Raw genomic sequence first — 25,252 nt, forward strand, 5'->3', positions numbered from 1 at the left:
TTGCACCGTTATGCTTGTGCCATGAGCATTCGCAACCTTGACTCTCTGTTCGATCCACGCTCTGTCGCCGTTATCGGCGCTTCGGAGCGGCCATTCTCGGTGGGCGGCACCCTCTGGCGCAACATGCGCTCCGAGGGTGAGACAGTGAAGGTGTACCCCGTCAACCCCAAATACCAAGCGCTCTCAGGCGAACGCTGCTACGCCCGAGTTGCCGACCTACCCGAGACACCTGAACTGGCGGTGATCTGCACGCCAGCTTCTACCGTCGTCGACCTGATTCGGCAGTTGGCGCGGCGCGGCACTCAGGCTGCGGTGGTCATCACCGCGGGACTGTCAGGCGAGCAGAAGCAGGCGATGCTGGAGGCCGCTCGACCCACCTTGCTGCGTATCCTGGGCCCTAACTGCGTTGGCTTGCTGGCGCCTCATGCAGGGCTGAACGCCAGCTTCGCCCATATTCCAGCCCGACCGGGTGAACTGGCATTCATATCGCAATCCGGGGCGCTGGTGACGGCTATGCTGGATTGGGCTGACGCACGCCGTATCGGGTTTTCGCACTTTGTTTCACTAGGTGAGCATGCAGACGTGGATTTTGGCGACATGCTGGACTACCTGGCCAGTGATGCGCGCACGCGTGCCATCCTTCTGTATATCGAATCAATTGATCAGGCGCGCAAGTTCATGTCGGCGGCGCGCGCAGCGGCGCGCAACAAGCCAGTGATCGTGGTCAAAGCCGGCCGGAGTGCGCAGGGGCAAAAGGCCGCGGCCTCCCATACGGGTGCGCTCGCTGGTGCAGATGGCGTTTACGACGCCGCCATTGCCCGCGCGGGGATGCTGCGCGTAGACAGCCTGGAAGAGCTGTTTCTCGCGGCGGAGATCCTCACCCGCTTCAAGGGGCCGATCGGAGACCGAGTGACCATTCTCACCAACGGCGGCGGCGCCGGTGTCATGGCTGCCGATGCTGCTGCTGCCAGCAACGTGCCGCTTGCTGAACTCGGAGCACCCGCGGTTGGTGATCTGGACGCGGTGCTGCCCGCCAACTGGTCGCGCGGCAACCCGGTGGACATCATTGGCGATGCGCCCGCCCAGCGCTACGTGGACGCGCTCAACGCCCTCTCCCGCCACCCCGACGATACCGGCACGATTCTGTTCATTCACGCGCCTACGGCCATTGTTCCGGCCACCGATATCGCACGCGCTATGGTGCCCGCGATCCAACCAACAGGCAAACCCGGGTTGCCTCTGATTAGCGCATGGGTGGGTGGACATGCTGTGGCCGAGGCGAGAGAGCTTTTTCTGGAGGCTGGAATTGCCTGCTACGACATGCCGGAGCAAGCCGTGCAAGCCATCGGCATGTTGCAGCGTTATGGGCACAACCAAGCGGAGCTGTCCGAAGCCCCGCCCAGCGCCCCTGTCGAAGGCCCCGTATCAGATAAAAGCCGGCCTGACACCGCAAGAGTGCAAGCCATCGTGAGCAAGGTGCTGGCCAGCGGCCGCGACCTTCTGACTGAACCCGAAGCCAAGGACGTATGTGAAGCTTATCGCATCCCCGTAGTGGCCACCCGCAGCGTAGCCGCAGATCCCGAAGCGGCAGCAAACGAAGCTGCGAGCATCGGTTTTCCGGTGGTGATGAAGATCCTGTCGGAAGACATCTCCCACAAATCGGATGTCGGCGGTGTGGTGCTGAATCTGCAAGATGCTGAGGCAGTGCGGACCGCTGCCCGCGAAATGCTCACGCGCATCACCAACAGCCACCCTGAGGCGCGGCTCGATGGGTTCACCGTGCAACAGATGGTGAAAATGCATCAGGCGCAGGAGCTGATCATCGGCGCCAGCGTGGATCCAACCTTCGGTCCCGTGATCTTGTTCGGCCAGGGCGGCACAGCGGTCGAAGTCATGAAAGACAGCGCCATGGCTTTGCCTCCGCTGAATGCGTCTCTGGCACGTGCACTGATAGAGCGCACGCGCGTCTCGAAGCTGCTGGCAGGCTACCGCGATGTGCCTCGCGTCGATATGGACGCCATTGTCGCCACGCTTCAAGCGGTTTCACAGTTGCTGGCTGATGTCCCGGAGATCGCCGAACTGGACATCAATCCGCTCATCGTGAACCACGCAGGCGCCATCGCACTTGACGCACGCGTGCGCGTCAGCGCCAAAGCACCTGCCGGCTCGGCCCACTTTGCCATCCGGCCCTATCCAGAAAAGTTGATCGAAACGATGGTCTGGCAAGGCCAGGCCTTGACGCTGCGCCCCATTCGTCCGGAGGACGAATCGCAGCATCGCGCTTTCCTGGAGAGCCTGGATCCTGACGACATCCGCATGCGCGTGTTCTACAGCCGCCGCACCATGGAGCGCAGCGAGTTGGCGCGACTCGTGCAGATTGACTACGCGCGCGAAATGGCCTTCGTCGCGACCATCACGGAAGCCGATGGAACGGAGAAAACACTGGGTGTTGCTCGCGCACAGGCAGATCCAGACAACATCGGTGCCGAGTTTGGCATCATCTTGCGCCCTGCGCTCAAGGGTACAGGCTTGGGGCGCATCCTCATGGATAAGCTGATAGGCTACCAACGTTCCGTCGGCACGCGCAGCCTCACCGCCACCATGCTCACAGAGAACCATCGCATGCGTCAGCTTGCCCAGGCACTGGGCTTCGCGGAGCAGGCCAGCGCCGACTCTGCGGGCACCTCAACCCTGACATTGGATCTTCAGACCCTCCACAACTGAAGACGCTTGCCAGCCACGCTCGCCATGTCGTGAGGTCCTCTACAAAAAACTTCCCGTAACCTGAGAAAAGGTACCAGGTCGTCCCTACTTGCACCTCTGCGCTATCATTTTTTACATGAACCGATTCGTCCGAACGACACTTTCCGCCCTCTCACTCGCTGCTTTCGTGGCCCCCGCTGCCCTGGCGCAAGACCTTCCTCCCAAACTGGATCCGGTGGAATTCAACAGCTGCTTGAATGAGTTACGAGGCACGTCTGCCTTCAAAGCCATCACGCCTGCCACGTTCACGCGGTTTACCGATGCCCTGGCGCCGGACCCGTCGGTGCTGGTATTGCTCAACCGGCAGCCGGAATTCACCATGCCCGTTTGGGACTACATGGCCGTCCTGGTAGACGATGAACGCGTGGCAGCAGGTCGCGCCGGATTTGCCAAGTGGAACGAGACCCTGCAGCAGATCGAACAGCAAACCGGTGTGGCGGCCAATGTGATCGTGGGAGTCTGGGGGGTGGAAAGCAATTTCGGCCAAAACCTCGGTGGCCGGCCACTGGTTCAGTCCCTGGCCACGCTCAGCTGCTTCGGGCGTCGCCAGGCGTATTTCCGAGGTGAATTCGCTGCGGCACTGCGCATCTTGCAGGAAGGCCATATCGTGCCCGAGAAATTGTCGGGCTCCTGGGCAGGGGCGTTTGGCCAGACTCAGTTCATGCCCAGTACGTTTTTCCGCAGTGCCGTGGATTTTGACGGCGACGGCCGCAGAGATATCGTGGACAGCGTACCGGATGCGCTAGCCTCGACCGCGAAGTTCCTGCAAAACGCAGGTTACCGACGCGGCGAGCCTTGGGGCTTTGAAGTGCGCCTGCCGACTGGTTTTGACACCAGCAGCGCTGGCCGGAAAAACAAGCAGCCCATCAGCAATTGGCGCGCTGCAGGCCTTACTTTGGCGGATGGATCCCCGCTACCGAACAGCGTGCCCAGCGCGGGCCTTTTGATTCCAGCACGTGGAGGTCCAGCCTTCCTGGTGGGGCGCAATTTCGATGCGCTGTTCAGCTACAACGCAAGCGAGAACTACGGACTGGCCATTGCACACCTGTCCGATCTTGTCGCGAAATCTGGAGAAGGCACCGATTTCGTCACGCCTTGGCCCACGGACGACCCTGGCCTCAGCCGCGCGCAGAATCGTGAACTGCAAATTCAATTGCTGGCACGCGGACACGATATCGGTAGCGCGGACGGCATGATCGGCGCGAAAACGCGTGAGGCCATCAAGGCGGAGCAGCAGAGGCTGGGCCACAAGGTGGATGGCCGTGGTGGACAGAAGTTGTTGCGGGTGCTGGAGCAAGGTGGAGAGCGCCGGTAGGTGCGCCGAAACAGGTGAGCCCGGTCAACGGAGGCCGAGCGCAGCAATGGCCCGAATGGGTACCCCACCCCCTTTGGCCGTGCCGAGGAGCGGACAGCGGGAGGCGGGCAAGGGCACTGCAAGATGCCCTTGCTCCGTGATCTAGCTTGCTGCGGATGTCTGAGCGGCGTGAACGAAGTGAACAAAGCGAGTTCCGCAGCACCGCCTCCCGATGGAGCACCGGAGGTTGCCCGTAGCGCAGTGAAGGGTCGCGGCCGGCATAGGCACGGACTTGGGGCCGCCTTTTCTTGCGCCAGGTTCTTTTGGCGGAGCACCGGAGCGCCGGCCGAAAGAAGGTGGCTGCGCTGCCGGGCGCACTCCCCGGCCTCCGACCTCAATGCAAGCGCAGGAGGCAATTAGTAACCTCAGCGCGAAATCAATCGCCGCTTGCCCTCACCCCCGCCCTCTCCCTAAAGGGAGAGGGAGTAAAGCACCCTGCCCTCTCCCTAGAGGTAAAGGGAGTAAAACGGCGCGCCTAATGCTCATTCGATTTCAGTTCGCGCACGAGACGAATACCTACCAAGGTGTAACGAGTGCTGGCGGTATTCCAATTGCGAAAGCCACAACGCGCATACACGGGCCAGGTATGCCAGGAACCGCCCCGGCGCACGCGGACGGCCCCTTCGGTGGGGCCCTGCGGATCCTGGCTGGGTGATTGCGCGTAGTAGTCGTCTGAATGCAGGTCGCTCACCCATTCCCAGACATTGCCCACCATGTCGTACAGCCCCAACGCATTGGGTGGAAAACTCCCTACCGGGGCTGTGAATGCATAGCCGTCGTCGCCCGGAGCGGCTACGGAATGCCATTGGGGCCACAAGGCTGCAGTGGACGCGTCGAAGGTGTTGGCAGTCCTTGCCAATTGCTCCGTACCGTTGCCATGTGGATAGTGACTGGTCGAACCTGCACGGCAGGCATACTCCCACTCGGCTTCAGTAGGTAATCGGTAGCGCACCCCCTCTGCGCGCGTCAGCCAGTCCGCGAGGGCTTGTGCGTCGTTCCAGGTAACGTTGGTGACCGGATGGTCTTCATTCTGAGGAAAGCCAGGGTTCTGCCACGAATAGCGTGGGTCACGGCCCTCGAACGCATCTCCACGGGCGCTGCGCGCCGGATCGTAGTCGCGCCTGTAGCCGTAGCCTCCAGTGCCATCTGCGACTGACTCAGGAACGTAGCCGGAGGATGCAAGAAAAAGTCGGAATTGCCCCACCGTCAGTTCGTGCTGAGCCATGAGAAAGGGCTTAGAAATTCGCACCAAGTGCGGGGGTCGTTCGTCAGTCTGCGTCTCCAGCCGGGCGCGTTCTATGGCTGGGAAGTCGCGTGCCATCTCATCGACCGAGAACGGGTTGCCCATCAGGAATTCCCCCGCCGGTATACGCACCATCTGCATGCCCAGCGTATTCACAAGGGCCGGGCCAGAGGTCCGAGGACTCGACATGCAGGCACTCAGCAGCAAAACCCCCGTCAGCGCCCCCATCAGGACACCCGCATGGGGAAAAAGAGCAAACGACCGCCTGTAGCGCATGGGAATGATCCGTCGGAATCGATTTCTGAAGTGAAGGCACCAGTATCATCGACAAATGTCCCTGAGCTCCGAAATACCCGCCTCTGCACCAAAGGCTCGCGCCAAGCGCGCGTCTGCGCTCGGATTCGGGACCGCGCTGGGTATCGTCTATGGTCTATGGTGCATAGGCGTGTTGTGGTTTCAACCGCGTTCCCCGCTGGCCATACTGAGTTTTCTCGCCCCTTGCGTCTTTTTTGCCTGTGCCTGGGCTTGGCGTCAGCATCGGCTTTTGGGTGCAGCGCTGACTGCCATCCTGCCAACCAGCATCTACTTCATCTATCAACATAATGCCGATCGGGCAGAACTGTTCTACGTCGCGGAGTACTTCACGGTCTATGTGACACTTTGCCTCTGGTTTGCGGTCTCGCTCCGTTCGCAACCGCTCATCACCGGAGTGGCTAGGCGTGTGCATCCACTGACGCCCACCATGGAGATCTATACCCGCAAGCTCACGCGCGCGTGGGCAGTGTATTTCCTTGTGATGGCCCTTCTTTCGGTGACGATCTATGCGCTGGCAGGGTTGAAGGCATGGGGATTCTTTACACTCGCCGTCTCCCCGGCATCGCTGCTGGGTTTTTTCGTGATTGAACATGTGCTGCGCTACCGCTGGCATCCCGAGTTCGAGCGGGCCACCATTGCCCAGGCGATCAGGAGTTGGAAAGACACTGCCAGCCAAGATCACGAACATTGATTCTGAACATGAATTCCGACGCGCCTTTTCGACTGCAGCTCTCCGGCATAACCAAACACTACCCTGGCGTAGTGGCCAACGACGACATTTCGCTTGCCGTGCGACCGGGCGAAATTCATGCCGTTCTGGGAGAAAACGGCGCCGGCAAAAGCACCCTGATGAAGATCATCTACGGCTCGGTCAAGCCTGATGCGGGCGAAGTCATGTTCGACGGCTCTGTGGTGCACATTCAAAACCCTCAGGAAGCGCGTGCCCTCGGCATTTCCATGGTGTTCCAGCACTTCAGCCTGTTCGAGACCATGAGCGTGGCTGAAAACGTCTGGCTGGGGTTGGACAAAAGCCTGACCTTGCCCGATGTAGCGCGCCGCATCACCGAAGTGGCGAGCACCTACGGATTGGAGATCGATCCACAGCGACCTGTGCACACGCTCGGCGTGGGTGAGATGCAACGGGTGGAGATCATCCGCGCATTGCTGGCACGCCCACGCCTGCTGATTCTGGATGAACCCACCTCCGTGCTGACCCCGCAGGCGGTCGACAAGCTCTTTGTCACTTTGCGACAGCTGGCTGCTGAGGGCTGCAGCATTCTCTACATCAGCCACAAGCTTCACGAGATCCGCGCTCTCTGCTCGGCCTGCACGGTCATCCGCGGAGGCAGGGTAACTGGCCTGTGCGATCCGCGGCAGGAAAGCAACGCGTCCCTCAGCCGCATGATGATTGGTGCCGAGCCTCCTGCCCTGGAACACCATGAGAGAACGCCGGGCGAAGTCGTTCTGCAAGTGCAAGGACTGAATCTCAAGCGCGAATCACCCTTTGGCGTGGATTTGGTCAATATGTCCCTGGATGTTCGGGCTGGGGAGATCGTAGGCATTGCCGGCGTGTCAGGCAACGGGCAGCGCGAATTGATGTTTGCGCTTTCAGGAGAAGATCAGCGGGCGCCCGCTCCTGCTATTTCCCTGTGCGGCCAGGCTGCGGGGAAGATGTCACCAGGCAAGCGACGCGCCTGTGGCCTGCACTTTGTGCCCGAAGAAAGACTGGGCCGCGGTGCCGTACCGGAGCTGCCCTTGGCGCAAAACCTGCTGCTGACACGCCAGGAATCGGTGGGCAAGTTCGGCTGGTTGAAAACCAGGGAACTCACGCGTCAGGCCGCTGCAATCATTGAGAGATTCAGGGTCAAGGCGGCGGGGCCGCAAGCCCCCGCTCGCTCACTCTCAGGCGGCAATCTCCAGAAATTCATCATGGGGCGCGAGATAGACGCCAAACCCCGCTTGCTTATCGTGGCCCAGCCCACCTGGGGGGTCGATGTGGGCGCCGCATCTCAGATCCGCAGCGAATTGCTCGCGTTGCGGGATGCCGGATGCGCCGTGCTGGTTGTCAGCGAGGAGCTGGAAGAACTCTTTGAAATCTGCGATCGCCTGCACGTGATTGCAAAAGGACAGCTCTCGCCCGCCATCGCGAGGCGGGACGCCACCGTGGAAAAGATCGGCCAATGGATGAGCGGACTCTGGCACGAAGAGGTGCCTCCCGGCGTGAGCAAGATGCAGCAGGAGGGCAGTCATGCTACGGCTTGAACCGCGCCCGACCCCTTCAAAGTGGTGGACCTACGGCTCGCCACTGCTCGCGCTCGCCCTCACGGTACTGCTCGGTGTTCTGCTCTTCGTGGCATTGGGCAAAGACCCGGTGAAAGGCCTGCAGGTTTTCTTTTGGGAACCGATCAAATCCGCCTATGCCTTGGGCGAGCTGAGCCTCAAGGCGACCCCCTTGTTATTGATCGCCCTCGGCCTTGCCGTCTGCTTTCGCTCCAACATTTGGAACATTGGCGCCGAGGGTCAATTCATCGTGGGCGCCATTGCAGCAGGAGGCACCGCCCTTTTGGCAGACAAAGATTCAGGACGTTGGATCTTTGTGGTCGTTTTGCTGGCCGGCACCCTGGGCGGCATGGCGTGGGCGGCCATCACGGCTTTCCTGCGCGACAAGTTCAACGCAGGAGAAATTCTCGTCAGCCTGATGTTGGTGTACGTGGCCATACAGTTGCTGGGATTTCTGGTGTATGGGCCATGGAAAGACCCTGCGGGCTACAACTTCCCACAGACGCGTACCTTTGACAGCGCCACGCTCGTACCCCGCTTGATGGCAGGCTCGCGCGCCAGCATCGGGCTTTTGATCGCACTGGTCGGTGCCGCGCTGTTATGGCTTTACCTGTTTCGTACTCGAAGCGGCTTCGCTCAGCAGGTGGGAGGTCTCGCCCCGGCGGCCGCACGCTATGCGGGTTTTTCTTCGCGCAAGGCCCTGTGGGTGGCTTTGCTGATTTCAGGCGGCACAGCCGGCCTGGCAGGAGCGCTTGAGGTGGCTGGGCCCGTCGGTCAACTCACACCACATATCCCGGCAGGGTATGGCTTTGCGGCCATCATCGTCGCCTTCGTTGGACGACTGCACCCACTGGGCATGGTCCTGTCGGCTATTTTGCTCAGCATGTTCTATATAGGTGGCGAGTTGGCGCAATCGCGTTTAGGTTTGCCAAAATCAATTTCTGGCGTCTTTCAGGGCTTGCTGCTCTTTATGCTGCTGGCTTGTGACACGATGGTCAATTACCGTATCCGTGCCGGGAGGTCCGCCTGATGGAAAGCTACGCCCTTCTCATCGCCGCTTCCCTGAATGCAGGGACTGTGCTGGCCATAGCCTCCCTGGGCCTGTTGATCAACGAAAAAGCCGGCATCGTCAATCTGGGCGCAGAAGGCATGATGCTTTGCGCCGCGATTGCCGGTTTTGCCGCTGTAGTGCACACGGGCAATGATTGGCTGGGGTTCCTGGCAGGCATGGGCGCTGGCGCACTGCTGGCTGCCATTTTGGGCGTGCTGGTGATCTGGCTCAATACCAATCAGTACGCCACAGGACTGGCGCTGAGCCTGTTCGGGGTAGGATTTTCCGCCTTCGTGGGTATCGGCTACGTGCAAGCCAAGCTGCCTGAGCGCCCGCGCTTTTCCATTCCTTTCCTGGCAGACTTGCCTTTTGTAGGGCCCGCCCTGTTCCGGCAGCACCCGCTGGTTTATGGCGCCGTGCTCCTGGCCATTGGAATGGTCTGGTTTCTCTACCGTACGCGAGCCGGCCTGGTTCTGCGTTCAGTAGGCGAATCGCCCGCCTCCGCGCACGCGCTGGGTTACCCGGTACGGCGCATCCGGCTGGCGGCAGTCGTATTTGGCGGGGCACTGTGTGGCCTCGCGGGCGCCTATCTATCGGTCATCTACACCCCCCTCTGGGTGGAAGGCATGGTCGCTGGTAAAGGGTGGATTGCGCTTGCATTGACCACCTTCGCCACCTGGCGGCCCGGCCGTGTGCTGCTGGGGGCCTACTTGTTCGGCGGCGTCACCATGCTGCAGTTTCACCTGCAAGGCCAAGGGGTGCATATCGCCAGCCAGTTCCTGACCATGTTGCCGTATGTCGCCACGATCGTGGTGCTGGCACTGATCTCTCGCAACCCCACCTGGATTCGCCTGAACATGCCCGCATCTCTGGGCAAGCCGTTCTACCCTGGCGCGTGAGCGCGAGTCCACGGACCAAAAAGTCCAGTACTTTTTTCGTACCTTTGAACCATCTGCTTATGCCCTCGTGTTCATTCACGAGGGCAAATGCTTGCCACTTTTGAAGAATTTTTGGAGCGCTTGCAGCGCACTTCTAAAATGCTCGTTTATCCACTCCCTCCAAAGCACCCGAGGAATCCATGACCGATCTAAAAAAACGCTCGCTATTCAAAGCCGTCGCTCTCTCGGCCATGGCCGCGGCTGCACTGGCTGCCTGCGGCAAGAAAGAGGAAGCCCCCACTGCGGCCGCGCCAGCCCCCGAGCCTGCGACAGCCAGTGCCCCGGCACCGGCCAAGCCTGAGCCCTTGAAAGTCGGTTTTGTCTACGTGGGTCCTGTGGGAGATGGCGGATGGACCTTCGCGCATGACAACGCACGCAAGGCGCTGGAAAAAGAATTCGGTGACCGCATCAGCACCACCTTCGTTGAAAACGTGCACGAAGGCCCTGACGCAGAGCGCGTGGTGCGTGATCTGGTGAGCCAGGGCTCCAAACTCGTCTTCACCACCAGCTTCGGCTTCATGGAGCCCACTTTGAAAGTGGCGCAAGACCATCCGGATGTGAAGTTCGAGCACGCCACGGGCTACAAAACAGCGCCGAACATGCGCACCTACGACAGCCGCACCTACGAGGGAGCGTACCTGGCTGGCGTCGTGGCGGGTGCCATGACCAAGTCAAACACGCTGGGCGTGGTGGGTTCGGTACCGATTCCCGAGGTGCTGCGCAACATCAACAGCTTTACGCTGGGCGCTCAATCCACCAACCCAAAAATCAAAACCAAGGTGGTCTGGGTCAACGACTGGAACAACCCGCCCAAGGAAACAGAAGCGGCCACCTCCCTCATCAATGGTGGTGCTGACGTCCTGTTCCAGAACACCGACTCTCCTGCCGTGCTCAAAACCGCAGAATCCATGGGCAAACGCGCCTTCGGTTGGGACAGCGACATGACTGCCTACGGCCCTAAAGCCCACCTGGGTTCAGCCATCATCAACTGGACGCCCTACTACACCAAGACCGTGTCTGAAGTCCTGGACGGGAAATGGACCACTGGCGAGACCTGGTATGGCGTGAAAGATGGCGCCATGGATCTCGTGTCGCTGGCAAGCGATGTGCCGGACAACATCAAGACCAAACTTGATGAAATCAAGGCCGGCTTGAAAGATGGCAGCTTCCAGATCTGGAAAGGCCCCATCACGGACAACACAGGCAAAGAAGTGATGGCCAAAGACCAGGTGGCTGACGACAAATTCTTGCGTGGCATCATGTTCTACGTCAAAGGCGTTGAAGGCAAGGTGCCTGGCGAGCAAAAGTAAGCCTTTTCTTAAGCCCATCCTCAAGCGCATCCCTCAGCGCAACCGGTGGCGTGCAAGCTCTTGCACGCCACCCGCAAAGGTAGCGAGCGCCGCCCCTGATAGTGGCGCCAAACGGTACCCGAGTATCTGGCGCCTGCAAGCCGCATGCTTGCGATGACAATAGCGTCTTCATCCCCGTCTTTGATAGCTCCGTGCCTTTTTCAGACCTGACCAATGCCGATCTCGTGAACCTGGCCTTCTACCAGGTCATTGCATTTGGTTTGCTGTATTTCAGCGCGCTGTATGTGGGCGGGGCTCTTCTCACCCTGGCACTCACCCAGCATGTGCTGCCCAGGCTGCGCCATGGTTCTGTACTGGACCCTCGTCCACTGCCTGCCGGTCAAAGAGTGCGCGAATGGAGGCAATCGGCCCTGTCCATCCTGATCTTTGGTACGGGCTTGGTAGCCCCGTGGCTGGTGCTTAAATGGGGTTGGTCACGGGTGGCAGAAGACCCCAGCGGCGCCCAAATCGCTGTGGAAATTCTGGTGCTGACGCTCTGGAACGAAGTGCACTTTTATCTCTGCCACCGACTGCTGCACACGGATCGGCTCAAGCGATTTCATCTGGATCACCATCGTTCCGTCATCACCACGCCCTGGGCGACTTTCAGCTTTCACCCCGTGGAGGCTGCGCTGCTGGGCAGCGTGATCGTGCCACCGATGCTGGTGCACGACTTCAGTTTCCCTGCCTTGGCCATGCTGCCAGTCATCAGCATCCTGTTCAACAACATCGGACACTCCAACTACGATTTCTTGCCCGGGGCAGCGCGCGATCGCTGGTGGCTCAATGGTGCACGCAGACACCATATGCACCACGTGCGCTACAAAGGCAATTTTGGTTTCATGCTTCCCTTCATGGATCGCTGGTTCGGCACCGATCTGCGGAATGAAACCCGTCCCTGAACTGTTGCTTCATCGCCCCCCACAAGGGGCTGTGCCCGCTGCCAGGTCAGGCCCTCAGGGACCTGCTTACGATGGCTCTCGCCCTGCAACAGCAAGGTTCTCTGCGCTTCGCCACCCTAGCGACGTGCGCACTACGGCCTATCTGCTCGCCTGGCCAGCTTTGCTCGCGCTTTTATACAGCGGTCAGTTGAACCTCTGGTGGCAAGGTCTCGCATACGCTTTGCTGATTTACTTGAGCCTGGCGCTGGTGGTGATTGAACATAACCACATGCATCTGCGCATCTGGCGCCGTCGCGCCCTCAACCGCCTCACAGATACCCTGCTGTCCATGTTCACGGGCCATGCCTGCCACGTGTTCCATGCCACGCACAACGCCAATCACCACCGGCACCACCATGGCCCCAAGGACGCCGCACGGACCTACCGCTTCCGGTTTGGCGACACGAACCACCTTGCAGGCTATTTGCTCCATCCTGCCCAGGCCCTTTATGTTCTCTGGCCGTTGATTCGCGATTGGCATGCACGCCTTCGAGTGCGCGCTCCTGCTGTGCATCGCTACTACCTGCGGCAATGGCTGTGGGTGGCCGGTTTTCACGCCCTGTTGGCCGCATTGAACCCCGTTGCGTGGTGCCTCTATGTCCTGCTGCCCCAAGCACTGGCCTTGCACTGGCTGCTGGGCGCCAACTACCTTCAACACGCCCACGCGGACGGCCACTCCCGGCTGCAGTTCGCGCGCAACTTCACAGGCGGCGTCAACCGTCTGTTCTTCAACATCGGCTACCACACCGCGCACCACCTGCATCCCAAGGCGCACTGGAAGGACTTGCCTGACTACCACCTGCACTACGCATCGCAACTGCACCCCAGCCTGATTGAAAGATCGCTGACCCGCTACACCTTGATCACGCTGACCTTAGGCATGGCTTGGCCACGCCTGGCCAGCCGCCCGCTGATGGCCGAAAAGACCAGCGCGGATACGCGATCGCCCTGACCCTCCTAGGAGCACCCTTCTTGCCCACCGCCTATCAAAGCGCCTATGTGACTGGACTTGGCCACTATCTGCCAGGAAACCCCATCAGCAATGACGAGATGGACGCCTATGTCGCGCCACTCAACCGAGCATCGCAGCGTATCAAGCAGCGCATCCTCGCCGAAAACGGTATCAAGACCCGCCACTACGCGATTGACCCCGGTGGTCATACCCGTGAAAGCCATGCGCATCTGGCTGCGCAAGCCATCCGCGACTGCCTGCGCAGCGCGGGATCAGAACTGGACGCCGTCTCCTTGCTTGCCGTAGGCTCCTCTGGTGGGGATGCACTCATGCCTGGATTTGCCAACATGATTCAAGGTGAGCTCGGCGCGCCACCCATGCAAACGCTGTCCTCCCAGGGCATCTGCGTGGCTGGCGTATCGGCCCTGGAGTTTGCCGCCCAAGCCGTGGAACTGGGTAGCCATGCTCAGGCCTTGGCTGTGGGCGTGGACATGCCCTCACGCATGTTCAAGCACTCGCGCTTCGGGCCAGCAGGCTATGACATAGACTTTGACGCGCACTTTCTGCGTTGGATGCTTTCAGACGGAGCGGGCGCCTGCTTGCTCGGCCGCACGCCGGCTGCCGTCGGCCAAAGCAATCTGTCGTTGCAACTGAAATGGACGCACCAGAAAAGCTTTTCGGGCGATTACCCAGTGTGTATGCAGCTTGGCCTTACGCATGACCGTTCCAGGTCCTTTCTGGATTTTGCGACGGCTGCCGAGGCCGAGGCAGCAGGCGCGCTGTCGTTGCGGCAAGACATCCGCTTGCTGCCCCACGTTTTTGACGTCGGCATTCATGAGTATGTGAAGCTCGCACACGAGGGCTGGATTGTTCCTGGCAAGGTGGACCACTTCCTGTGCCACTATTCGTCGGCCAAGTTTGCGCCCGTGATCGATGACCTGCTTGAAAAAGCCGGCTTGCAGATCCCCAAGGACCGCTGGTACAGCAACCTCTCCACTCGCGGAAATACCGGCGCCGCGTCTATCTTTGTCATGTTGGCGGAGTGGTTTGCCACTCGCTCGCCCAAAGTCGGAGATACCGTTCTCTGCTTCATTCCGGAGTCCGGACGCATCACGGCGGCCTTCATGTGCTTCGAAGTCGTGCCTGCACAAGGCGTGGTCAAGCAGCCTCTTGCCAAGACCGCCGTCCAAGCCCCCCAACCCCAGCTGTGGCCCGAAACCCTCGACGCACCCCACGCTCCCGACAGCGCAGGGGACGTGCTCCGTCCTGTGCTGACGTCGCTGGCCAGCGTCTGGCAGGACTATCGCTCCCGCGTTTGGCGCGCCCCCGTCATGCAGCAGCTTGTTCACGGGCGCTTCAATTCCGCCGCCTACCAGCGCTGGACTGCCAACTGGGTGCCGCAAGTGCGCGAAGGCAGCAAGTGGATGCGAGAAGGTGCGGCGTCTCTGGATATGCGCTTTCTCCCCCTGGCGGCGCTGATCGGACAACACGCGGGAGAAGAGCAAAACGACTTTCAGATTCTGTACGAAGACTACCTGGCTGCAGGCGGTCAACTACCCCTGGACCAACTCAAGCGCAACCCGGGTGGCGAAGCCTTGAACGCTTACCTGCATGGACTGGCGGCCATGCCCAATCCACTGGGTTTGCTGGGCGCCATCTACATCATTGAAGGGACGGGCCAGCGCATCGTGCCGGCCTTGCTGCCCCTATTGCGCGAGCAGGTAGACCTGCCTGCCAGCGCCTTCCGCTTCCTGGCCTACCATGGCGCCAATGACGAGCACCATTTGACTCGCTGGCTGCAGGCGGTGACGATGGTTCTTGAGATCGAGCCTGCTGCAGCCGAACAGATCGTGCAAACTGCACGGCATACGGCACAGCTTTACGCTTTGCAGTTCGAATCCATTTGACTGAAACAACACCGACATCATCGTGAGCCAAAGCCTGGACCCCAAGGACATCTTGCACGACCCCCGTGACCCCAGCCCCTGGTTGGCCAGTTATCTGGATCAGAGCACGCCACTGGAAGACGGCGTCAAACGTGCCTGGCTGGCTGATGCGGCTTCGGGGTCGCGCCAGTATCTGCTGCCGCTCATCCGGCCATTGGCGCGCACCTGTATCGTGCTGATCCAACTGCTGAAGATCCCATTGCCACGCAGTTGGTCGGCCTCGCGCATGTTGCACCGCATCCTGGCTCGCGGCATGCGCTTGACGCTGTCTCCGCAAGCCAACTGGTTGATCATGCGCCACTTCCACCTGGGTTCGCAGATCCTCGCGTTCATCGCCGCGAACTCCGGAGTCCAAGTGCAGCTGAGTCCGCTTGCCCCCACGGACATCGATGACCTGAAGGACGAGCTTTTTCTCAAGCACGACCTCAATCTCTACAACTTCATCATCAACCTGAATACCGCGCTGCGCGCCAACGGCAGCACGCTGGCCCCGGTGCCGCTGGATCAGGTGGATTTCAGCATGCTGGAGCAGCCCGAGCTGCACCTGGCGGACATGCCCAAGGGCCGGCTCAACGCTATCGACTTGCAATCGGCCATCGAGATCTTCACGCCGGTCTATCAGCTTTTTCTCACCGACAACGATTTCTGGCGCGCCGCCAATTCGCTGCAGTTGGATGAAACCATAGGCATTTACTGCGCCACCATCCTGAACAGCCCTGAGCACCTCATCTTGCTCAACAACAAGCACCCCCTGGTGCCGATGAGCACCCTGCGTGCCGGCTACCGCCTGGTGCTACACGGGCTTTCCACCGAGATGCTGCATTGCCTGCTCATGCAGATGAAAGCGGCGCAGGCAGAGCAGAAAGCAGGCGGGCTGTAGCTGGCAACTGAGAGCCCGTTCATAAACCGGGTTCGCGCCAATCAGGACTTGCGGCGTAAGCGGCTAGCGCCCAATCCTGCAGCAGAGAGGGCCAGGAGCATCAAAGTCCATTCGGAAAGCGTAGGCACTGCCGTGACAGGTGGAGGAGTCACGGGTTGCGCGCCCAAGCGAACAGCTGCAGGTCCGTCGATCGTGTAGCGGAAGCTACCTGGGAGATCTCCCCCCTCTCCGTTGGTGCCGCCATAGCTTGTCATGACCAAGGTGTAAGTTCCGGCGGCCAAAGTGAAGGTGGCGCCGTCATCCACACTTGCCACGCAGTTGGTCGCGAGAGATGTTGAACTAAAGACCCCAGAGTAGATGCCCAAGGTTCCGTCCTGAATCGTGGGCGATTCGCGTTGATCCACGAACTCGTAGTCGCCCGCCGTGGTCACCGTGATGGGCATGGTGCGGAATCGGTTGTCAGGAGTACCGCTTTCAAGATCACAAGGCTGGCCATCATAGAAGCGACCAGTCATCTGACCATCGGTGAGCGCCAGGCTATAGGTCAAGTTGGTGTTCACCTGAGCCTGCGCGCTCACGAAAGCGCACGCTAGCGCCACTGAAGCCAGGACATTTTTAACTGCGGACATGTACTCTCTCCCCAAGAAGCTTGACGGGTTCGGAGAACTTTCCAACTCGTCGGACCGCAAGATTGTAACCTTATATTTAAAAAGTAAAATATTACATCTTGTCCCAGGAAGAGCTACCGGCGGTCTAAGTCCATAATTGGTCTCAACAAGCATTGGGCGATCAAATGCTCGTACCGAGGGTGCAGCCAAAATGCGTTTCCCGGCTCTTGCACTCGCCCTTCCTACAATACCTGCCCTTCCAGCACATCAGACACACTCGCGCAATGAGCATCAAGAGCGACAAATGGATCCGCCGCATGGCAGAGCAACACGGCATGATCGAGCCCTTCGAGCCCGGTCAAGTGCGGCAATCACCCACTGGCGAGAAGATCGTCAGCTACGGTACATCGAGCTACGGCTATGACATTCGCTGCGCCCCGGAATTCAAGGTCTTTACCAACATCCATTCGACCGTGGTGGACCCCAAGAATTTCGACGAAAAAAGCTTTGTAGACATCAACGCCCCGGTCTGCATCATTCCGCCCAACAGCTTCGCGCTGGCCCGCACGGTGGAATATTTCCGCATTCCACGCAATGTGCTGACCATTTGCCTCGGCAAGAGCACCTATGCTCGCTGCGGCATCATCGTCAACGTCACGCCGTTTGAGCCAGAGTGGGAAGGCTACGTCACACTGGAGTTTTCCAACACCACCCCGCTGCCTGCCAAGATCTACGCGGGCGAGGGTTGCGCACAGGTGTTGTTTTTCGAAAGCGACCCTGACGACGTCTGCGAGACCAGCTACAAAGACCGGGGCGGAAAATACCAGGGCCAGGTGGGCGTGACCCTGCCCAAGACCTGAGCGGTCAGCTAGGGCGTGTCATCAATTAACCCCCCCACGCGCTGACTCGCCCTGAGGATGGATACGCGAAGGCAGCCTTGGCCGTAGTGATCTACGGCCAAGGCTGCCGACAAAGTAGACGCCGCAGGGCGAGCCAGCCCGAAGGGTTGCCAAGCCAGGGGGCGCCATGCGTTGTTGTGGCTCGCTTGTGTACAGTAGTACACGGCGCTCGCCACGCCTAGCCTGGCACCCCCTGGCTTGGCAACGCGTGGGGGGTTTAATTGATGACACGCCCTAGGCTCAACTCAGACTCCCGCCTTCCGCACGAATGTCCGCAACCGCCGTCAAGGCGGTATGCACGCCGATGCGCACGCCATCCACCAATTGAGCCAGGGGCAATCCTTGGCCATCAGTTTCACTCGCGGGTGGCACATGCATAAAGCCGCCTCGCACACCCTTGAATTGGCCGTCGGTGGCCACAAGGTGCATCAGCTTGAAAAACACGTGGTTGCACACGAAAGTGCCTGCAGTCTGAGAAATTTCCGCCGGAATGCCTTCGGCGTTGATTGCCGCGCTCATGGCCTTGATGGGAAGAAGGCTGAAATAAGCAGCTGGAGCGCCTAAAACTACCGGTTCATCGATGGGTTGCCTGCCGGCGTTGTCGGCAATGCGGGCATCATCGACGTTGATGGCAATACGCTCTATGCAAATGGAGCGCGTGCGCTCGGACAGACCCAGACAAATCACCAGTGCAGGATCATGCTCGCGCATGAGCGCGTGCAGCGTGGACGCTGACTGACTGAATACTGTGGGCAATTGCGCTGCAACCAACCTGTGACCCGCGATGCGGCTGCCGTGAAGTTGCTGCGCGATGAGCCAGCTGGCGTTGACCGTGTTGCCACCAAAGGAATCGAACCCGGTTACCAATACGGGCCGATCGAAGACCCGGGGAAACTGCACAACAGGTGTAGTTGGGGATACCATTACAGTAATTTAGCGCACCAGCGCATTAAGGCGAGGAGTTCACCCATGAGATGGGAAGGCAATCGGCAGTCGGACAACGTGGAAGACCGACGCTCGGGCGGCGGCGGCGGTGGCTTCGGAATTGGGGGGCGCTCGATCGGTATCGGCACCATCGTGATCGCCTTGGTCGCATGGGGGGTATTTGGTATCAATCCCCTGACCACCATAGGCGTGATCACTGGCGGCGGCCAACCGCAGGTGCAGCAGCAACAGGGCCCGGCTCAAAAGCCGCCAGCCGGCGATACTCGTGCGGCCTTTGTGTCCACCGTGCTGGCGTCTACAGAAGACGCCTGGGGCCAGATCTTCCGTGAGGGTGGCGCGCAATACAAAGCACCCAGGCTGGTGCTCTTCCGTGGGGTCACGCCCACGGCTTGCGGTACCGGCCAGTCGGCCATGGGTCCTTTTTATTGCCCGGGCGACCAAAAGGTCTACCTGGACATGGATTTCTTCGACACGCTCAGCCGTCAGCTTGGTGCGCCTGGAGAGTTTGCGCAGGCCTACGTGATCGCGCATGAAGTCGCTCACCACGTTCAAACTCTTCTCGGCGTTACGCAGAAAGTAGATGCCATGCGAGGCAGAGTCAGCCAATCGCAGCAGAACGCCCTTAGCGTCAGAGTGGAACTTCAGGCAGATTGCTTTGCAGGCATTTGGGCCAATAAATCCCAGCAAGCCAAAAACTGGCTGGAACAAGGCGATATCGAATCGGCCATGAATGCCGCCGCGCGCATCGGCGACGACGCACTGCAGCGGCAACAGTCCGGCACCGTACGGCCCGACAGCTTCACACACGGATCCAGTGCCCAACGCCAGCGGTGGTTCAACACCGGACTCAAAACCGGCAGCGTTCAGGCCTGCGACACTTTCAATACTCAAAGCCTTTAAGCGCGCTCTGCAAGCCGTTTGCCAGCACCGCTTCAGGCGGCGGCGGCAGCGGCGTTGGTGTCGGGGCCATACCGGCCTGGCCCGACACCCTTTGTCACCACTCCAGACGTTATCGAGCCGGTAATGCAGATTACCCGCGATAAGCTCGCTGCTCCGGGTGCTATCGCCACCTTTGCTGCACAAACCGACTGGAGCCCAATGACTGCCCGTAACCGCCGCTCGATTCACCGTTTTTCCGCCCTTTCGACATTCAAACTCGTGCTGATGGCGAGTGCAAGTCTTGCCTTTCTCAGCGCCTGCGGCGGGGGCGGCTCAGACTCTGGGGAAAACCAAGGTAGCGAGGTCGGGGCCGCGTTGGGCCGCTGGGCACCGTTCGCTTGTGGCGACACTGATGTCGGTGGCACAGATACACAATCTAGAGGCTACATGTTGTTCACGCGCGGCGCGAACAATGCCATCAACACGACAGGCAACAAGTTTCTCTATTCGGGATCCAATTGCAGCGGAACCCGCAGCTTCTATCAACCCGAGAGCGCATTGATCACGCAGGCCCGCCTGACACCGCAAGGTGTGGAGACTTATAGCGGTTACACCCTGCGTCGCTACCAGAACGAGAATATCAATCTACAGACAGGCCAGGTGTTCAACAGCTATCAGTTGACCTTCATGACCACGCCTGCCAACGCGATATGCCTCACGGCGCAAACCCAAGCCCTGACTGCAGCGGACATCGTTCAAATGCATGAAACCGACAACAGCCAAATTCTCAATTGTGGTTCGTGGGAAAAGCTGGGCGATGGTAATTTCCAGCTGTAATGCGCCTTTTTCTTCTACCGATTGCCAGACCCGCATTCGCCTGGGTGCGGTCATAAATAGGTGATCGAAAGAGGTCTCAGCTTCCAATAAACGCATTGCAGCGCGCCAAGGGGGATAATAGGGGGTTCATGAGCAACTCATACTCCAATCTCTCGCTGGCAGAACCCTTAAAGCGCGCCGTGGCCGAAATGGGCTACGAAAACATGACGCCTATCCAGGCCGAGGCCATTCCGGTGGTTCTCGAAGGCCGAGACGTCATGGGTGCCGCGCAAACCGGCACTGGCAAAACCGCCGCTTTCTCGCTGCCCCTGCTGCAGCGAATGCTGAAGCACGAAAACGTCAGTACGTCGCCTGCGCGCCATCCCGTACGGGCACTCGTGCTGCTGCCCACACGCGAACTGGCTGATCAGGTCGCAGGCCAGATCAAGCAATACGCCAAGTACACCCAGCTGCGCAGCGCCGTGGTGTTTGGCGGCATGGACATGAAACCGCAAACAGCGGAGCTGAAAAAAGGCGTCGAAGTCCTGATCGCCACGCCTGGCCGCCTGCTGGACCATATCGAAGCCAAGACTGCGGTGCTCAACCAGGTTGAATACGTGGTTCTGGACGAAGCCGACCGTATGCTCGACATCGGCTTTCTGCCGGATCTGCAGCGCATTCTGAGCTACCTGCCCAAAACGCGCACAACCTTGTTGTTTTCCGCGACGTTCTCTCCCGAAATCAAACGGCTTGCAGGCAGCTATTTGCAAGACCCGGTCACCATCGAGGTGGCACGGCCGAATGAAACAGCTTCCACGGTCGAGCAGCATTTCTACATGGTGTCGGACGAAGACAAACGCCGTGCACTGCGCCAGGTCCTGAAAGACCGCGCCATCAGGCAGGCTTTCGTTTTCGTCAACAGCAAGCTCGGTTGCGCCAGGCTTGCGCGCACGTTGGAGCGCGATGGTCTCAGGACGACCGCTCTACACGGCGACAAGAGCCAGGATGAACGCCTGAAGGCCCTGGCGGCCTTCAAGGCAGGTGAAGTCGATCTGCTGGTGGCCACAGATGTGGCGGCGCGCGGGTTGGACATCAAGGATGTGCCTGCGGTTTTCAACTTCGACGTTCCCTTCAACGCCGAAGACTATGTTCACCGCATTGGCCGTACCGGCCGAGCTGGCGCCTCCGGACTGGCCGTCACCATGGTCACCAGGGCCGATGGCCGATTGATGGGTGACCTGGAAAAGCTGCTCAAGAAAAAGATTGAGGTCGAACACATAGAGTTCGAAGAAGAAAAACCGCGCGGTCGCTTCAATGATGGCCGCCGTGCCTGGCAGGAAGAGTCAGAGGCTCCGCGGGACCGCCGCAGTGGCAACGAACGCCGTTCGTTCACGCCCTCCGCACCACCTGCGGACCCGTTCTTCGACCGTCCTTATGAATCGGCTAGCGCAGCGCCGGAACAGCCCGCGCCCTGGGAGTCGGCGGCCAAGCCCCAGCGTTCAGGCATTTCGGCCAACATCAAGCCCAAGCGCAAGATTGCGGCCTTGTTCAAGGCCAGCGATCCTTCCTGAGCCCCCAGATTCCGGGGGCTGCGCCTGGGCAGTGCGTGCTCATACTGGCCCCAAGAGCTGCGTCAGGGTGTGAATGATGAGCCCCACCAGGCCGCCCACCAGCGTCCCGTTGATTCGAATGAACTGGAGATCCCGCCCGATGTGCTGCTCCAGTTCCAAGGTCATTTCCTTCGCATCCCAAGCCTGAACCCGGGCAACGATATAGCGGCGGATGTCCTCACGGTAACGCTCTATCAGTTGCGGCGCCGCTGTCTGCAACTCGCCGTTGATCCAGGTGCGGATGGCGTCATCGGAGGCCAATCGCTCACCCAATGTTTGCGCAGCCTGGGTGACACGCGCGCGGATGGTTGAATCACTTCGATCCATGTCGGATTGCAGCCAGGACAGCAGTTGCGACCACAGCTGATTGACATAAGAGCCGACTGCCGGGTTGTCCAGCAACTCTGCCTTGAGCTGCTCTGCGCGCTCTGCCATGGCAGGGTCGTCTTTCAACCGCTGCACAAACCCGCTCACCATATCGTCAAAGCGCAAGCGCAGGCTGTGTTGCGGATCGTCTGCCATATCGATGATGGTCCTGGCAATGATCACCACGACTTTTCGCGTCGCCATGCGCGCAGCCATCTGATCAAGGCCCACATACTTGAGCGCCTTGATCTCTCGCGCAATCGCCTCGGTGATGGTTTCCTGAACAGCGTCTTCTCCCAGCAGTTTTGCCAACTGCAAAAGAATGCCGTCCAGCAATTCCTGATGACGACGATCCTGCGTCATGGCCTCGAACACCTGGCCCGAAACTCGTGTGATCTCTACCTGACGCAAGCCATCTCTGGCCAACTCAGCCACGAACTGACGAACGCGTTCATCATCCAGCGCCCCCACAGCCCAGCGCGCCACTTCCACCAACCGCTCACTGACACGCTCTGCATTGGCGGGCACGGAAAGCCAGGCAGCTACACGTCCAGCCGCATCAAAGTCACGCAGACGGGCCAACACCTGATCGGTTGCCAGGAAATGCTCACCCAGGAAGTTGGCCAGATTTTCTCCGATGCGATCCTTGTTCTCGGGAATGATGGCTGTGTGCGGAATCGGCACACCGAGCGGATGCCTGAAGAGCGCGACGACCGCAAACCAGTCAGCGATGGCTCCCACCATGGCAGCTTCGGCAAAGGCTGCCACATAGCCCCACGCCGAGTGATAAGGTGTCCTCCAGGTGCCAAGCACATACAGCACAGCAGCGCCTAGCAGCAAGCCTAGCGCCAGGCGCTTCATCCCCGCCGAAGCTTGGGCAGCACGCGCGTTCATGAGCGCTTACCCTGCTTGCCTGGAGCTTGGGCTTGTTCGCAATGCACCTGAATCAACTCACGGTCCTTTGCGCCGGGCCCCAGGCGCACGGCACTGAGGCAGCCGCCCCAGACGCAACCGGTATCCAGCGACAGAATGTCCGGCCGATCCAACCATCCCAATGTGGACCAATGGCCAAACGCAACCACGTGTGTTGCGGTCAAGCGGCCTGGCACGTCAAACCACGGGAGATGGCCCGGCGGGGCATCCTGGGCTCCGCCGCTCTTGGTTTCAAACTCCATTTGACCATCGGGTGTGCAATAGCGCAGCCGGGTAAGTGCATTCACGATGACCCGCAGGCGGTCTGCACCGTGCAAATCGTCATGCCATTGATCCGGCTGATTGCCATACATCTGGTGCATGAAAGCAATCCAATCGTTGCCACGCAGCACGGTCTCGACCTCACCCGCGAGCGCGAGCACTTGATCCGAGCTCCATTGCGGCAATACACCGGCGTGAACCATCAACACGCCATGCTCACGCCACGCCAGAGGACGCCATCGCAACCAGTCCAGCATCGCGTCCCGATCAGGGGATTGCAAAATATCTGCCACGGTGTCGCCCCGGTGAAGCTTGCGCACACCATGGGCCACCGCCAGCAAGTGCAGATCATGGTTGCCAAGCAGGCAGTGCGCCGCATCGCCCAGCGCCATCAAGCGCTGCAGCACGGCAAGAGAGTCCGGGCCACGGTTGACCAGGTCGCCCAGCAATACCAGGCGATCACGGCTGGGTGAGAAGTTGATTTCGTCCAACAAACGTCCAAGTGCAGTATTGCATCCCTGTACGTCTCCAATCATGTAGAGTGCCATGGTGTCAATTTCCCACCGGGGAGGATCCCGGTTTCTATGAATTTTCTGCTGATTGCTTTTCTAACGCTGCTCAACGGCGTGTTCGCCATGTCCGAGCTGGCTCTCGCCTCCAGCCGCAAGGCCCGATTGGCAGCGATGGCAGAAAGTGGCGACACGGGTGCGGCAGCAGCGCTCAAGCTTCTCGATAATCCCACGCAGTTTCTGTCGACCGTGCAAGTGGGGATCACGTCTATCGGCATGCTCAACGGGATTGTCGGCGAAGCTGCTTTCAGTGGCCCCGTCGCGGCTTGGGTAGAAACCATGGGCGTCAGCGCCTCGGCAGCGTCGGTCATCGCCACAGCCTTCGTTGTGACGATCATCACTTTCACCACCATCATATTCGGTGAATTGGTTCCCAAGCGCATTGGCCAGCTATATCCCGAAGCTGTCGCACGCTGGGTCTCTCAACCCATGCGCTGGCTTGCCACAGGCGCTAAGCCATTTGTGAAATTACTGTCAATTTGCACCCACGCCACTTTGAAACTGCTGAGAATTGACAATACGCAAGAACGCGGCATGACCACCGAAGAAATTTCAGCCAGTCTGGAAGAAGGTGTTGATGCAGGGCTGATTGAAGAGCACGAACATCAAATGGTGCGAAACGTATTTCACCTTGATGATCGACCACTGACTTCATTGATGGTGCCTAGAAGCGACATCGAATGGCTGGATGCAGCCCAAAGCGTAAATGAGGCCCTGGATTATGTGGCGGGACGCGGGGAGAAAGGTGCCCATTCATGGTACCCGGTATGTCACGACGGCCTGGATGATGTTGTGGGACTTATGAGCGTGGCTCGCCTATTGGAATTGAGCCGCCAGGACGACAATTCTCTGCTCCAAAATCATGTAGAACCTGCTGCCTTTCTGCCAGAAACTTTAAGCGTCATGGAAATGCTGGAACAACTTCGGTCTAATTCCGGACGCCTGGCATTGGTAGTTGACGAATATGGCGTGGTTCAGGGAATGATGACGCCACGCGATCTGCTGGAAGCGATTACGGGCGAATTGAAACCCGATGCCCACATGGATGCCTGGGCCATTCCAAGTGCCGACGGTTCCTGGACTTTAGACGGCCTGATGCCCGTAGGAGAGTTGAAAGCACGCCTGGACATCAAGGATTTGCCGCAGGAAGACAAGGGGCGCTACAACACCCTGGCCGGACTTTTGCTGTCTGTGGCGGGTCATTTGCCCTCCGTAAACGAACAGATCGAATGCGCAGGCTGGATATTTGAGGTGCGTGAGTTGCAGGGTCGTCGTATAGAGAAGATATTGGCTCGTCCACTGCATTCTTCTGCAGCTTGACAAACTTGTTAATTAAAAAAGTGATATATTCAGA

At 59.6% G+C, this 25,252-nt stretch carries 21 protein-coding genes; 16 read left to right on the top strand and 5 right to left on the bottom strand.

Annotated elements, in window-relative coordinates; genetic code table 11:
- Positions 1-21: 21 nt before the first annotated feature.
- On the top strand, positions 22-2,724 hold the full coding sequence (locus ABIE13_RS24320) for a bifunctional acetate--CoA ligase family protein/GNAT family N-acetyltransferase (RefSeq protein WP_354448350.1): 2,703 nt from the start codon (positions 22-24) through the stop codon (positions 2,722-2,724).
- A gap of 115 nt (positions 2,725-2,839) precedes the next feature.
- Entirely contained in the window at positions 2,840-4,078 is a 1,239-nt protein-coding gene (locus ABIE13_RS24325) for a lytic murein transglycosylase (RefSeq protein ID WP_354448352.1), read from the top strand.
- A gap of 514 nt (positions 4,079-4,592) precedes the next feature.
- Here the strand turns inward: ABIE13_RS24325 and ABIE13_RS24330 are convergent.
- Complete coding sequence (locus ABIE13_RS24330) at positions 4,593-5,549, bottom strand: formylglycine-generating enzyme family protein (protein ID WP_354448354.1); 957 nt, start codon at positions 5,547-5,549, stop codon at positions 4,593-4,595.
- A gap of 142 nt (positions 5,550-5,691) precedes the next feature.
- Between ABIE13_RS24330 and ABIE13_RS24335 the strand changes: the two genes are divergently transcribed.
- The 9 genes from ABIE13_RS24335 (at position 5,692) to ABIE13_RS24375 (ending at position 16,012) form a co-directional block, all read left to right on the top strand.
- Entirely contained in the window at positions 5,692-6,366 is a 675-nt protein-coding gene (locus ABIE13_RS24335; RefSeq protein ID WP_354448356.1) for a hypothetical protein, read from the top strand.
- 8 nt (positions 6,367-6,374) lie between these two features.
- Positions 6,375-7,937 (top strand): ABC transporter ATP-binding protein, encoded by a 1,563-nt coding sequence (locus tag ABIE13_RS24340; protein ID WP_354448358.1) that lies wholly within the window; start codon positions 6,375-6,377, stop codon positions 7,935-7,937.
- A complete protein-coding gene (locus tag ABIE13_RS24345; RefSeq protein ID WP_354448360.1) occupies positions 7,924-8,985 on the top strand; it encodes an ABC transporter permease in 1,062 nt (353 codons plus the stop codon). The genes ABIE13_RS24340 and ABIE13_RS24345 overlap by 14 nt, the downstream gene beginning before the upstream one ends.
- Positions 8,985-9,905 carry an ABC transporter permease gene (locus tag ABIE13_RS24350; RefSeq protein WP_354448362.1) on the top strand — a complete coding sequence of 307 codons (921 nt, stop codon included), beginning with the start codon at positions 8,985-8,987 and terminating at the stop codon, positions 9,903-9,905. The genes ABIE13_RS24345 and ABIE13_RS24350 overlap by 1 nt, the downstream gene beginning before the upstream one ends.
- A 179-nt stretch (positions 9,906-10,084) precedes the next feature.
- Positions 10,085-11,254 carry a BMP family ABC transporter substrate-binding protein gene (locus ABIE13_RS24355; protein WP_354448364.1) on the top strand — a complete coding sequence of 390 codons (1,170 nt, stop codon included), beginning with the start codon at positions 10,085-10,087 and terminating at the stop codon, positions 11,252-11,254.
- A gap of 191 nt (positions 11,255-11,445) precedes the next feature.
- The gene (locus ABIE13_RS24360; RefSeq protein WP_354448366.1) at positions 11,446-12,195 is read left to right on the top strand and encodes a sterol desaturase family protein; all 750 of its coding nucleotides are present in this window, start codon (positions 11,446-11,448) and stop codon (positions 12,193-12,195) included.
- Positions 12,179-13,186, top strand: coding sequence for a fatty acid desaturase (locus ABIE13_RS24365; protein ID WP_354448367.1), 1,008 nt, complete (start codon positions 12,179-12,181; stop codon positions 13,184-13,186). The genes ABIE13_RS24360 and ABIE13_RS24365 overlap by 17 nt, the downstream gene beginning before the upstream one ends.
- Positions 13,187-13,206: 20 nt before the next feature.
- Entirely contained in the window at positions 13,207-15,093 is a 1,887-nt protein-coding gene (locus tag ABIE13_RS24370) for an iron-containing redox enzyme family protein (RefSeq protein WP_354448368.1), read from the top strand.
- Between the two features lie 22 nt (positions 15,094-15,115).
- Entirely contained in the window at positions 15,116-16,012 is an 897-nt protein-coding gene (locus ABIE13_RS24375) for a DUF6999 family protein (RefSeq protein WP_354448369.1), read from the top strand.
- Between the two features lie 41 nt (positions 16,013-16,053).
- Here ABIE13_RS24375 and ABIE13_RS24380 read toward each other — a convergent pair whose 3' ends face one another.
- Complete coding sequence (locus ABIE13_RS24380) at positions 16,054-16,641, bottom strand: IPTL-CTERM sorting domain-containing protein (RefSeq protein WP_354448370.1); 588 nt, start codon at positions 16,639-16,641, stop codon at positions 16,054-16,056.
- Positions 16,642-16,904: 263 nt separating this feature from the next.
- Between ABIE13_RS24380 and dcd the strand changes: the two genes are divergently transcribed.
- On the top strand, positions 16,905-17,480 hold the full coding sequence (dcd, locus tag ABIE13_RS24385) for a dCTP deaminase (protein WP_354448372.1): 576 nt from the start codon (positions 16,905-16,907) through the stop codon (positions 17,478-17,480).
- A 279-nt stretch (positions 17,481-17,759) separates the two neighbouring features.
- Here the strand turns inward: dcd and pcp are convergent, their stop codons facing one another.
- Positions 17,760-18,443, bottom strand: coding sequence for a pyroglutamyl-peptidase I (pcp, locus tag ABIE13_RS24390; RefSeq protein WP_354448374.1), 684 nt, complete (start codon positions 18,441-18,443; stop codon positions 17,760-17,762).
- Between the two features lie 45 nt (positions 18,444-18,488).
- Between pcp and ypfJ the strand changes: the two genes are divergently transcribed.
- From ypfJ to ABIE13_RS24405, 3 genes are all read left to right on the top strand, one after another.
- Positions 18,489-19,364 (top strand): KPN_02809 family neutral zinc metallopeptidase, encoded by an 876-nt coding sequence (gene ypfJ, locus ABIE13_RS24395; RefSeq protein WP_354448376.1) that lies wholly within the window; start codon positions 18,489-18,491, stop codon positions 19,362-19,364.
- Positions 19,365-19,487: 123 nt separating this feature from the next.
- The gene (locus ABIE13_RS24400; RefSeq protein ID WP_354448377.1) at positions 19,488-20,180 is read left to right on the top strand and encodes a hypothetical protein; all 693 of its coding nucleotides are present in this window, start codon (positions 19,488-19,490) and stop codon (positions 20,178-20,180) included.
- 128 nt (positions 20,181-20,308) lie between these two features.
- Positions 20,309-21,730, top strand: a complete 1,422-nt coding sequence (locus ABIE13_RS24405; protein ID WP_354448379.1) for a DEAD/DEAH box helicase — start codon at positions 20,309-20,311, stop codon at positions 21,728-21,730.
- Positions 21,731-21,769: 39 nt separating this feature from the next.
- Here the strand turns inward: ABIE13_RS24405 and ABIE13_RS24410 are convergent, their stop codons facing one another.
- Together ABIE13_RS24410 and ABIE13_RS24415 are read right to left on the bottom strand one after the other, a co-directional pair.
- Positions 21,770-23,029 carry a DUF445 domain-containing protein gene (locus ABIE13_RS24410; RefSeq protein ID WP_354448381.1) on the bottom strand — a complete coding sequence of 420 codons (1,260 nt, stop codon included), beginning with the start codon at positions 23,027-23,029 and terminating at the stop codon, positions 21,770-21,772.
- A complete protein-coding gene (locus ABIE13_RS24415) occupies positions 23,026-23,877 on the bottom strand; it encodes a symmetrical bis(5'-nucleosyl)-tetraphosphatase (RefSeq protein WP_354448383.1) in 852 nt (283 codons plus the stop codon). The genes ABIE13_RS24410 and ABIE13_RS24415 overlap by 4 nt, the downstream gene beginning before the upstream one ends.
- A 36-nt stretch (positions 23,878-23,913) precedes the next feature.
- On the opposite strand from ABIE13_RS24415, the gene ABIE13_RS24420 reads away from it, so the two are divergent.
- Positions 23,914-25,218, top strand: coding sequence for a hemolysin family protein (locus ABIE13_RS24420; protein ID WP_354448385.1), 1,305 nt, complete (start codon positions 23,914-23,916; stop codon positions 25,216-25,218).
- The last annotated feature ends 34 nt before the right edge of the window (positions 25,219-25,252 follow it).

Source organism: Ottowia thiooxydans, from assembly GCF_040548795.1.
Taxonomy (GTDB): Bacteria; Pseudomonadota; Gammaproteobacteria; order Burkholderiales; family Burkholderiaceae_C; genus Ottowia; species Ottowia thiooxydans_A.